General features: G+C 63.9%; 11 protein-coding genes. 1 reads left to right on the forward strand and 10 read right to left on the reverse strand.

Annotation, left to right across the window (positions count from 1 at the left end; all coding sequences use genetic code 11):
- Window positions 1-19: 19 nt before the first annotated feature.
- The 5 genes from SS05631_RS00690 to SS05631_RS00710 all read right to left on the reverse strand — a co-directional run bounded on the left by SS05631_RS00690 (window position 20) and on the right by SS05631_RS00710 (window position 3,589).
- A complete protein-coding gene (locus SS05631_RS00690; protein ID WP_037420473.1) occupies window positions 20-832 on the reverse strand; it encodes a sterol desaturase family protein in 813 nt (270 codons plus the stop codon).
- Between the two features lie 135 nt (window positions 833-967).
- A complete protein-coding gene (locus SS05631_RS00695) occupies window positions 968-1,378 on the reverse strand; it encodes a tellurite resistance TerB family protein (protein WP_037420470.1) in 411 nt (136 codons plus the stop codon).
- Window positions 1,379-2,242, reverse strand: a complete 864-nt coding sequence (locus tag SS05631_RS00700) for a thermonuclease family protein (protein WP_037420467.1) — start codon at window positions 2,240-2,242, stop codon at window positions 1,379-1,381.
- Window positions 2,243-2,254: 12 nt separating this feature from the next.
- A complete protein-coding gene (locus tag SS05631_RS00705; RefSeq protein WP_037420464.1) occupies window positions 2,255-2,908 on the reverse strand; it encodes a helix-turn-helix transcriptional regulator in 654 nt (217 codons plus the stop codon).
- 162 nt (window positions 2,909-3,070) lie between these two features.
- Window positions 3,071-3,589, reverse strand: a complete 519-nt coding sequence (locus SS05631_RS00710; protein ID WP_037420522.1) for a helix-turn-helix domain-containing protein — start codon at window positions 3,587-3,589, stop codon at window positions 3,071-3,073.
- Window positions 3,590-3,746: 157 nt separating this feature from the next.
- On the opposite strand from SS05631_RS00710, the gene SS05631_RS00715 reads away from it, so the two are divergent.
- The gene (locus SS05631_RS00715) at window positions 3,747-4,220 is read left to right on the forward strand and encodes an SRPBCC family protein (protein ID WP_037420461.1); all 474 of its coding nucleotides are present in this window, start codon (window positions 3,747-3,749) and stop codon (window positions 4,218-4,220) included.
- A gap of 12 nt (window positions 4,221-4,232) precedes the next feature.
- Here SS05631_RS00715 and SS05631_RS00720 read toward each other — a convergent pair whose 3' ends face one another.
- The 5 genes from SS05631_RS00720 to SS05631_RS00740 form a co-directional block, all read right to left on the reverse strand.
- On the reverse strand, window positions 4,233-4,814 hold the full coding sequence (locus tag SS05631_RS00720; protein WP_037420459.1) for a threonine transporter RhtB: 582 nt from the start codon (window positions 4,812-4,814) through the stop codon (window positions 4,233-4,235).
- Window positions 4,815-5,061: 247 nt separating this feature from the next.
- Complete coding sequence (locus tag SS05631_RS00725) at window positions 5,062-5,358, reverse strand: hypothetical protein (RefSeq protein ID WP_037420456.1); 297 nt, start codon at window positions 5,356-5,358, stop codon at window positions 5,062-5,064.
- 161 nt (window positions 5,359-5,519) lie between these two features.
- Window positions 5,520-7,733, reverse strand: coding sequence for an FAD-dependent oxidoreductase (locus SS05631_RS00730; protein ID WP_037420454.1), 2,214 nt, complete (start codon window positions 7,731-7,733; stop codon window positions 5,520-5,522).
- Window positions 7,734-7,753: 20 nt separating this feature from the next.
- Window positions 7,754-8,962: an acetyl-CoA C-acetyltransferase gene (locus tag SS05631_RS00735; RefSeq protein WP_037420451.1), complete on the reverse strand. Its 1,209-nt coding sequence runs from the start codon at window positions 8,960-8,962 to the stop codon at window positions 7,754-7,756.
- A gap of 110 nt (window positions 8,963-9,072) precedes the next feature.
- The gene (locus tag SS05631_RS00740; protein ID WP_037420445.1) at window positions 9,073-10,869 is read right to left on the reverse strand and encodes an acyl-CoA dehydrogenase C-terminal domain-containing protein; all 1,797 of its coding nucleotides are present in this window, start codon (window positions 10,867-10,869) and stop codon (window positions 9,073-9,075) included.
- Between the last annotated feature and the right edge of the window lie 188 nt (window positions 10,870-11,057).

Below are 11,057 nucleotides of genomic sequence, written 5' to 3' on the forward strand. Positions count from 1 at the left end.
GGGCCTGCTCCCGTCTCGTTTACCCGCGCCGGAACGGCAGCATCAGCGACCAGACGAGCTTTGTCGGCTCGCTGCGTCCAAAGGCCCTTAAGCCGGTCTCGATCCCGTCGTCGCCGCTTGCCGGCTGTGCCACATAGGTCGAAAACAGTCGATCCCAAAGAGAGAGATTGAAGCCGTAGTTCGAATCCGTTTCCCGCTTTTCCACGGAGTGATGGATGCGGTGCATGTCGGGTGTGACAATCAGCAGCCGCAAGACCCCGTCAAATTTTGGCGGCAGTCGCAGGTTGGCGTGGTTGAACATCGCGGCGGCATTGAGGACGATTTCAAAGACCAGCACCGAGAGTGCCGGCGCCCCGAGAGCGATGATGACCGCGCTTTTCCAAGCCATCGAAAGCAGGATCTCCAGCGGGTGGAAGCGCAGCGCCGTCGTGACGTCCACCCCGGGGTCGGCGTGATGCACCCGGTGGATCAGCCATAAGATGGGCAGTTTGTGAAACACCACGTGTTCCAGCCAGACGGCAAAATCAAGTGCGACGAAAGCCAGGAGACCGGCAAGCGGCGCCGTCACGCCGAGTGCTGGGAGGAGGCCATAGCCGCGCAAGCCGGCCCAGATCGCGACGCCTGTCGCGGCGGCCGGAAAGACGATGCGCAGTAGCAGTGAGGAGAGCAGAAGAATCGACAGGTTGGTGGCCCAGCGACGCGCCTTGAGTGCCCGCAGCAGTTCCGGCCTTTCGAGCCGCGGATGCAGCAGTTCGAGTGCTGCTAGCGCGGCGAAGATTACCGCAAAGGCACCGAGCCGCCAGACCGGCTCAGCAATTCCAAGGAAAAGCATTTCACTCTTCACGCCGATCCTATGGCCGCTTGTTCACTTTGAATCGCCGCTTCCTTCTTAGAGGCGGCTTTTAAGGAAAGAGGCGACAGGACGACGGTATGACCATTGCCGAGAAAGGGCAAAGACACGTTGCCGTTACTTGCGAAAGCGGGCAAGCGCGCCGCGCTCGATCGCCGCGCAGGTGAGCTTGTCGAGGGCGAGACGGTCGCGCAACAGCTGCAACAGCCGGATTTCCTCGGTGCGGATGCGTTGATCAGCGGCGGCGATCTCGACGGCAAGAGCGTAGGCGGTTTCGTAGTGGCGCTGCGGCAGCGATTCGCGAACCATTTCGAGCGTCACGTCGAGGCCTTCAGGCGCGGCGAGCTGGGCCGCGCACTCGCGGCCGATATGGATCAGGCGGTCTTCCTCGAAACCGTCGAAGGCCGGCAGGAAACGCACCAGCCCGCCAATCCGTGCGAATTCGTCGTCGCTCATGCTCCTGTCGACGGCAGACATCATGACCATGACATAGACAAGGGCTTCGTGCTGACTGAGGCTCGCGGACATCTATTCTCCTGAAATTGATGGAGCCCAGTTAGGAGTTCCCGCAGGGGCTTGCAAGTCCCGCGCGGTCTCGCCGAGGTCCGCGGCGCCCGCGGGCTCGTCGATCACCAGCCGCCTCCGGCTCAGATCACGCGGGTCGCCGCCGTAGAAGCCGCGCTTGGCTTTGCGGGCGGCCTCCGCCTTTGCTTCGAGGGCGGTGCCCGGGATCGGTATCGCCCAGCCGTTCGTGACCAGCCACTCGGCGACGCTCATGTTGCCGACCCTGCAGTTTGCGGTGGCGGAGCCTTCGCGCTCCTCGTCGATCTCAGAGCAGACGAGCGCCCGTCCCCTCAAGAAATTGCGGAACGCCGTTCGGGCGACCATGCCGCAGGGCCATGTCTTGCCGCCCCCCTCGCAGATCCGATCGGCTTTTTCCGGCTCGATGTCGCTGATTTGCAGTGTCGTGTCGCCGGTCTGGACGAGACCGGCGGCAAGGGCGACGGGCCGCTGCAGGACAAGCGGCGTTGCCTTCTTTTCGGGCGGCGCCGAAAGAGGCGGCCGCGGCGCAATCCGCTCGAGCGGTTTAGCAAGCCCCTCTTCCGGCATGGCGAAGAGATTTGGGTCGACGGGTCGCACCGGCGTCCTGGAGGTCTTGGCGGCCGCCTCCTGTTCGGCGGTCGGCGACGCCGCCGCGGCTGGCGGTTGCTCCGCCGGAACCGGCTCCGCGGCCGGCTCCTCGATCATGGCGGCGTCCGGCGTCTCGAGCACGAGATCGGGCGCGGCGGCGCTTTCACGACCGCGGATCGAGGCGGCCCCGCCGAGCAGGATTGCGGTATAGAGGGCGAGGGCGGCGAGCCCGCCGGCGATGGAGATGAATTGCGGCCGCATCTCGACGCTTTCCTATTGGCTGGCCCAGATGATCCGAGCGATCCATTCCACGTCTTTCATCTCGAAACTGCGGTTCGGGTGGTCGGGATTGAGCGACAGAAGCTCGACGCCGCGCGACGTCTGACGCGCCAGGATCTTCGCCATCACCTCTCCCTCGCGGCTTTTGAGGACGACGCGGTCGCCGCGGCGCACCTGCGCTCCCGGATCGACGATCAGGACGTCGCCGTCGCGATAGAGCGGCAGCATGCTGTCGCCTTGGACCTCCAAGGCGTAGACGCTGGATTTGCTCTGCGGCGCGACCGGAAATTCGACCTCGTCCCAACCCTGCCCGACGGGGAAGCCGCCGTCGTCGAAGAAGCCGCCTGCGCCGGCCTGCGCGAAGCCGATCAGCGGAATGCCGGAGGCCGGCTGGCCAGAGTGCGGCGGCCTAGCGTTGCCGGATTGCAGGAGTGCCATGAACTGATCGATCGTCGCGCCGGTCGCCTCGAGGACCTTCGCAATCGATTCCGTCGACGGCCAGCGATCGCGACCGTCGGGCGACTGACGCTTCGATTTGTTGAAGGAGGTCGGGTCCAGTCCCGCGCGGCGTGCCAGACCGGACGGCGAGAGCTGATGGTGCTCCGCCAGCGCATCGATCGCCCGCCAGATGCTGTCATGTGAAAGCATGTCGATCCACCCCGCCGGTGCAGCAAACGCGGCGCAACGGTTGAAAACCGCACACTGTTTCGCTTCCGCTTCAGCCTGATTGTACCTTACCGAAGCCGGGATCGGCCGTAAAGAAGAGCAGGAAAATAGTCCTGTGCCTGCAGGGGCGCGGCCGGGGACGGCTTATTTGCCCGCCCTGACGAGTTCCTTGGCCTTGCGAGCCATGACGTTCTCATAGGCCGCCTGCAGCGTCTGGCGCACCGTAGGACCTTCCGTCTCGCCGGGCGCGCCAAGATGTTCGACCCTCAGCTCGTCCATGAAACGCTCCCATAGGACCGGGCCGCCTTCCTCCATGAGTTGGGCGCGGATACTCAGTTCTTCGCTGACCGGCAGGTAGCGCCGACCCCAGGCGCCGAGATGCGCCATGATTGGTACCAGGGCGATCGCCATCTCCGTCAGGCTGTAGATCGCCTTCTGCTTATGGCTCGGATCGTCTCTCTTCGTCAGCATGCCGATCTCAAGCAGAGTTTTCAGCCGGTCGGCTAGAATATTGGAGGAGATGCCCTCTTGCGACCGCAGAAGCTCGCGGAAATGGCGTTTGCCGCCGAAGATCATGTCGCGGATGATCAGGAGGCTCCATTTGTCGCCGAAGACTTCGAGCGAAAGGTTGATCGGGCAGGCCGAGCGGTGGTCGTCAGTCATTCTGGTCTCTTTACCGGAGGGCGGATGCGGATAGGCGATTCCCATCCTGCAAAACCGCTTGCATTATTGCAGCAGTGACACTACAGTGCAACTGCTTTCATAATACAATCAGCTTTGCGGCGCACCGGCACAAAGCCGCCGAGGAGGAGAGAAAGCGATGACCCAGACTTCCGTCGAACATGCAAGCTTCACAATCGAGCGCGTCTTCAAAGCGTCCCCCGAGCGGGTGTTTCATGCCTTTGCCCACCCTGCTGCGCACGACCGCTGGTTCGTCAAGGCCGACAACTGGCCGGTGGCGGAATACCGCCACGATTTCCGCGTCGGTGGCCGGGAAAGCGGCCGCTTCAGCCAGGACGGCAAGACCTTCTACTTCAACGAGACCGTCTATCTCGACATCGTCGAGAACCGGCGGATCATTTCGGCCTATACGATGGCGAAGGACGAACGGCCGATTTCCGCATCCATCGCCACGGTCGAGCTGGTGCCGGAAGGAAGCGGCACGCGCGTCATATTCACCGAGCAGGCGGCTTTTCTCGATGGCCTAGACCAGGTCGAGTATCGCCGCAGCGGCTGGGAGCAGCTGATCGGTTTCCTGGCGGCCGAGCTTGGCGAGAAGGCCGAAGCCGCCTGACCTGCGGATCGCCTATAGCATCGATGCGAGCGCGCTCCCGGCGATGCCGAAGGAGAAGGCGACAAGGCAGGCAGCGGCGATGCGGCGCGGGAGACGTGGGCCGACCGGCCGCCTCGGCAGGCGCGCGAGTATGCTGCCGGCGGCGATCCACAGCGCGCCGGCGCTCAGCGTCAGTGCCGCAAGGCCGAGAAACCATGGCAGCATCGCCAAGAGCCCGTGCTGCGGCATGATGACGAGCGCAATGACCAGCGCCTTCGGATTGAGGAGCGTGGTGGCGACGACCTGGCCGGAGGCGATCGGCCGTTCACTCGCGCTGTGCGCCTTCATCGTCCAGAGCGCATGCGCCATGAAGAGGATCCAGCAGGCGGCGGCAAGCTTCAGCAAAAGGCCGATCTCGGGATGGGCGGAAAGCAGCGGGGCCGCCAGCACCGCCACGGGGGCGATCACCGTCAGATAGCAGCCGAGTTCGCCGAGAAGCAGGGGCAGGGACCGGCGCATGCCGACCGCCGCGCCGGAAAGCCACAACAGCGTGTTCGTCGGCCCTGGCGTTGCGAGCAGAAGCAGGATGGCGCGTGCGAAGGAGAGCGGCGGCATGGTTGGTTCTTCGATTTCGATAACTGCAGATGCACTTAGCCCAGCCGCTAGCTTGGCGACTTGTTTCCGGTCAATTGCGCTTATAGGCGCGGCGTCCCCCTTGCTCCGTCATCCTCGGGCTTGACCCGGTTAAGCCCGAGGATGACGGAGGGTGTTGGCACGAGCGAGCCCACATGAGCGTCGCTCTGCAGGCCGCGGGGGGCCCGCGCAAAACGACATTGCGGACGGGGCGAAACGAAACGCGGCGTCAGCCCCTGTGCAGCCGGATCGGTCGCGTCTTCTCCCGCACGATCGCTCCCTTTGCCTCGAGGTCGAGTTGCACGGTCTTCGACCACCAGGAGACGCCCCTGCCTCCGGGAAATTTCTCCTCCGGCAGATGGGCGAAGATCCGCGCGCGGATTTCAGCCAGCGTCAGGCCGGGCGCTTCGGAGGGGATGACTGTGAGCAATGCCGTCTTCATAGCGGCATACACATCGATGTCGACCGCGTTGGTCTTGCCGGGGCGGATGACGTTCTCGATGATGATCTTGTTGTCCTTCGACATGGCGGTTCCTCCAGTTCCTCCGAAGGACGATCGAGCGAGGTGGCGGCCGACAAGGCGAACTAGTCGGGCTGACGCGCGTGCCGCTTCACGAACCAGCACAACAAAAAAGGGCCGCGCCCAGTGGGCCGGCCCTTGGATTTTCATATGCCAGGACGAGCGGCTTAAGCCGCCCTCTTCGCCGCACCGTAGGGGTCGAACCGTCCGTAGAAGGTCTCGCCCTTTTCGGCCATTTCCTTCAAGAGCGGCGTCGGCTTGAAGTGCTCGCCATACTCCTTGGCAAGTTTATCGCAGAGCGCGACAAAGGCCTTGGCGCCCATGCCGTCGATATAGGAGAGCGTGCCGCCGGTATAGGGTGCGAAGCCGAAGCCGAGGATCGAGCCGACATCCGCCTCGCGCGGATCGGTGACGATGCCTTCCTCCATCGTCCGGGCCGCTTCCAGTGCGATCGTTGCCAGGAAGCGCTGCTTCAACACCTCGACATCGACCTTGTCGGCGGCCTTTTGTGGGTAGAGGTCCTTGAGGCCCGGCCAGAGATACTTCTTGGCCGGCTTTGCCGGATACTCGTAGAAGCCCTTGCCGTTCTTGCGGCCGCGCCGGTCGAGTTCGTCGACCAGCTTGTTGACCAGCGCCATGTGCCTCGGGTCGACAGCCTTTTCGCCGAGATCGGCGACGGTGGCCTTGAGGATCTTCTGGCTGAGATCGATTGCCACCTCGTCGTTGAGCGACAACGGCCCGACCGGCATGCCGGCCATCTTTGCGGCGTTCTCGATCATCGCCGGGGGCACGCCATCGATCAGCATATCATAGGCTTCGTGGATATAGCGGAAGACGCAGCGATTGACGTAGAAGCCGCGGGTGTCGTTGACGACGATCGGCGTCTTCTTGATCGCCGCGACATAGTCGAGTGCCGTGGCAAGCGCACGGTCGCCGGTCTCCTTGCCGAGGATCACTTCGGTCAGCATCATCTTCTCGACCGGCGAGAAGAAATGGACGCCGATGAACTGCTCCGGCCGCTTCGAGTTCTTGGCAAGCCCGGTGATTGGCAGCGTCGAGGTGTTCGAGGCGAAGATCGCGTCGGGTGCGATGACGGCCTCGACCTTTTCGATCACGTCCTTCTTGACCTGCCGGTCCTCGAACACCGCCTCGACGACGAGACCGGCATCCTTGAGGTCGCCATAATCGGCAGACGGCGTGATCCGGGCGAGCAGTGCTTCGCCCTCTTCCTTCGTCAGCCGGCCCTTGCCGACGGAATCCCTAACCAGGCCTTCCGAATGCGCCTTGCCCTTCTCGGCCGCTTCCATGTCGCGGTCGATGAGGGTGACCGTAATGCCGGCGGCAGCCGTCACATAGGCGATCGAGGCACCCATGAAGCCGGCCCCGACGACGCCGACCTTCTTGAATTCGGACTTCGGCACGCCGGCCGGGCGACGCGCGCCCTTGCCGAGTTCCTGCATCGAAACGAACAGCGAGCGGATCATCGAGAACGCCTCGGTGGTCTGCAGGATTTCGGTGAAATAGCGCTGCTCGATCTTGAGGCCGGTATCGAACGGCACTTGCAGCCCTTCGTAGACGCATTTCAAGATGGCGATCGCGCCCGGATAGTTGCCGTAGGTCTCGCGACGAAGAATGGCGGAAGCCGCCGGCCAGAGTTGGGCCGAGGCGGGCGTCCAGACGCCGCCGCCCGGAAGCTTGAAGCCTTTCTCGTCCCAGGGCTGCACGGCCTTCAAACCGTTCTTGATCATCGCCTTGGCGGCCTCGATCAGCTTCTCCGGCTCGACCACCTCGTGCACGAGACCCATCGCCTTGGCGCGTGCAGCGGTCAGCGACGAACCGGTGGTCATCATCTGCAGCGCGTCCTGCGTGTTGGTGAGCCGCGGCACGCGCTGCGTGCCGCCGGCGCCCGGAAAGATGCCGACCTTGACCTCGGGGAGGGCGATCTTCACGGATTTCGAATTGGAAGCGACGCGGCCGTGGCAGGCGAGCGACAGCTCGAAGGCGCCGCCCATGCAGGTGCCGTTGATCGCCGAGACCCAAGGCTTGCCCGAGGTTTCGAGCTTGCGGAAGAGCCGGGTCATGCGGCCGACGAGATTGAAGAGCTTCTGCGCGGCATTGGCCGGATCGTTCTTCTTCTCCTCGGCCTGCAGCGTGAACATCGACTTGATCATCGAGAGGTCGGCGCCGCCGGAGAAGGACGATTTCCCGGAGGTGATGACCACACCCTTGACGGCGGTGTCGGCGGTCGTCTGGTCGACGATCGCGTCGAGCTCCTCCATCACCTCCTGGGTGAAGACGTTCATCGACTTCTCCGGCATGTCCCAGGTGACGAGTGCGATGCCGTCTGCGTCGGTTTCGATCTTGAAGTTCGTGTAAGACATATTCTCTCTCCCGGGACGGATCAGACGCGTTCGATGATCGTGGCGGTGCCCATGCCGGCGCCGATGCAGAGCGTCACCAGCGCCGTGTTGAGGTCGCGGCGCTCGAGCTCGTCGAGCACGGTGCCGAGGATCATGGCGCCGGTCGCGCCGAGCGGATGGCCCATCGCGATCGCGCCGCCATTGACGTTGATGCGATCGGGCGGAATGTCGAAGGCTTGGCAGAAGCGAAGCACGACGGCGGCAAAGGCCTCGTTGAGCTCGAAGAGATCGATGTCGGATAGCCTCATGTCGGCGCGTTTCAGCAGCTTTTCGGTGACGTCGACCGGGCCGGTCAGCATCAGCGCCGGATCGGAGCCGATATTGGCGAAGGCGCGGATGCGGGCGCGCGGCTTCAGCCCCATGGATTCGCCGCCGGCCTTCGAGCCGAGCAGCAGCGCCGCGGCGCCGTCGACAATGCCGGAGGAATTGCCGGCATGATGGACATAGTTGATCCGCTCGATTTCCGGATGCGCCTGTATGGCGACGGCCTCGAAGCCGCCCATCTCGCCGGGCATCTGGAAGGAGGGGTTGAGCGAGGCGAGCGCCTGCATGTCGGTGCCGGGACGCATATGCTCGTCGCGGTCGAGGATCGTCAGGCCGTTCTGATCTTTGACCGTCACGACCGAGTTCGCGAAATAGCCCTTTTCCCAGGCATGCGCGGCGCGTTTCTGGCTCTCCACCGCATAGGCGTCGACGTCATCGCGCGAGAAACCGTATTTGGTGGCGATCAAATCGGCGGAGACGCCCTGCGGCATGAAATAGGCCGGCAGGTTGACGGAGGGATCCATGAACCATGAGCCGCCGGACATGCCGAGACCGACGCGCGACATGGATTCGACGCCGCCGGCGATGACGATGTCATCCGCCCCTTGGGCGATCTTGGCGGCGCCGAAATTGACGGCATCGAGGCCGGAGGCGCAGAAGCGAGAGATCTGCATGCCGGGCGCTCGCGTCGAGTAGCCGGCCTCGAAGGCGGCCGCCTTCGGGATCACCGAGCCTGCATCCATCACCGGATCGACGCAGCCCATGACGATGTCGTCGACTGTCGACGTGTCGAGCCCGTTGCGGTCGCGGACCGCCTCGAGCACCTTGGCGGCGAGCCGGACGGACGGCACTTCGTGCAGCGATCCGTCCTTCTTGCCACGGCCGCGCGGCGTGCGCACGTGGTCGTAAACGAAGACTTTCGTCATGTCTCATCTCCCTTTCGCCGGCGCCTCGTCGGGCCGCGCATCATCAATTGGAACGGAGTGCGGGCGGAAGCCGCCCCGCAGGCCGTTCCTCGTCCAGTTCCACTCTGAAATCAGAAAGCGGCGGCGTCCAGCGCCATCAGCGTATCGGCGCCGGTTTCAATGCGCACCTTGCGCAGTGCCGTTTCCGGCAGGATGCGCTCCATGAAGAACTTGGCCGTGATCAGCTTGTTCTTGAGATAGTCCGCCTGCGCGCTTTCCCCGGCGGCAAGCTTATCCTCCGCCGTCTTGGCGATCTTCGCCCACATGTAGCCGAGCACGACGAGGCCGCAGAGATGCATGTAGTCGGTCGAACCGGCACCGGCATTGTCGGGCTTCGCCATGGCGTTCTGCATGAACCACATGGTCGCCGCCTGCAGGTCGTTGAGGCCCTTCTTCAGGGCCTTGGTGTAACCGGAGAGCCTATCGTCGCCGCGGTTCTCCTCGCAAAAATCGCCGATTTCCTTGAACAGCGCCATGACGGCGCGGCCGCCATTCATCGCCAGCTTGCGGCCGACGAGATCGAGCGCCTGGATGCCGTTCGCCCCTTCGTAAATCATCGCGATGCGGGCGTCGCGCACATACTGGCTCATGCCGTGCTCTTCGATATAGCCATGGCCACCGAACACCTGCTGCGCCATCACCGTGTGGTCGAAGCCCTTGTCGGTCAGCACGCCCTTCAGGATCGGCGTCATCAGGCCGAGAATGTCGTCGGCCGCCTGCCGCTCCTGTTCGTTGTCGGAGCGGTGGGCGATGTCGGACTTCAGCGCCGTCCAGAGGGTGAAGGCGCGGCCGGCCTCGTTGAAGGCCCTGATCGTCATCAGCGTGCGGCGCACGTCCGGGTGGACGATGATCGGGTCCGCCTTTTGGTCGGGCGCCTTGACGCCGGAAAGCGAGCGGCCCTGGAGGCGGTCGCGGGCATAATTCGCGGCGTTCTGATAGGCGATTTCGGCGATCGCCAGTCCCTGCATGCCGACGGCAAGGCGGGCCTCGTTCATCATCACGAACATGGCGCTCAGACCCCTGTTCTCCGCGCCGATCAGATAGCCCGTCGCCTCGTCATAGTTCATGACGCAGGTGGAGTTGCCGTGAATGCCCATCTTCTCTTCGATCGCGCCGCAGGAAACGCCGTTGCGCTCGCCGGGCTGGCCGTCGTCGTTGAGCTTGAACTTCGGCACGATGAAGAGCGAGATGCCCTTGACGCCTTCCGGCGCGCCCTCGATGCGGGCGAGCACCAGGTGGATGATGTTCTCGGCCATGTCGTGCTCGCCGGCGGAGATGAAGATCTTCTGCCCGGAGATCCGGTAGGATCCGTCGCCGTTCGGCACGGCCTTGGTGCGAAGCAGGCCGAGATCGGTGCCGCAATGCGGCTCGGTCAGGTTCATGGTGCCGGTCCAGGTGCCGTCGACCATTTTCGGCAGATAGGTGCGCTTCTGCTCCTCGGAGCCATGCACGAGGATGGCAGCGATCGCTCCCTGGGTCAGGCCGGGATACATCATCAGCGACATGTTCGCGGCGGACAGGAATTCGCCGACCGCGGTATGAAGCGCATAGGGCAGGCCCTGTCCTCCGAATTCCTCCGGCGCCGCGAGGCCCAGCCAGCCGCCCTCGCGATAGAGATCGAAGGCTTTCTTGAAGCCGGCCGGCGTGGTGACCGTGCCGTCTTCGTGACGCGTGCAGCCTTCCTGGTCCCCGGAAAGGTTGATTGGGAACAGCTCCTCCTCGGCGAGCCTGGCGGCCTCGCCGAGGATTGCCGCCACCATGTCCGGCGTCGCATCGGCAAAGCCCGGCAGGTTGTGGTAGCGCTCGAGGCAGAGCACGTCGTTGAGGATGAACAGGGTGTCGTCGACCGGAGCCTTGTAAATGGGCATTCTTTCCTCGCCTTGATATCCTCTCGGGCTGGCCGCGGCTTGCCCGATTCGAGCTGTTTGTGCGCGAGCCGAAATTCTCGGCCTCGCACGATTGGCAGGATGCTACAAAATTTTGACGTTTGCGTAAACGTCAAAATCTGGCGCGTGGCAAAAATCTGGAAAGAGGCGGTTGTCGGCCCGGAAGAGAC

Origin of the sequence: Sinorhizobium sp. CCBAU 05631, assembly GCF_002288505.1 — a bacterium.
Taxonomy (GTDB): domain Bacteria; phylum Pseudomonadota; class Alphaproteobacteria; order Rhizobiales; family Rhizobiaceae; genus Sinorhizobium; species Sinorhizobium fredii_C.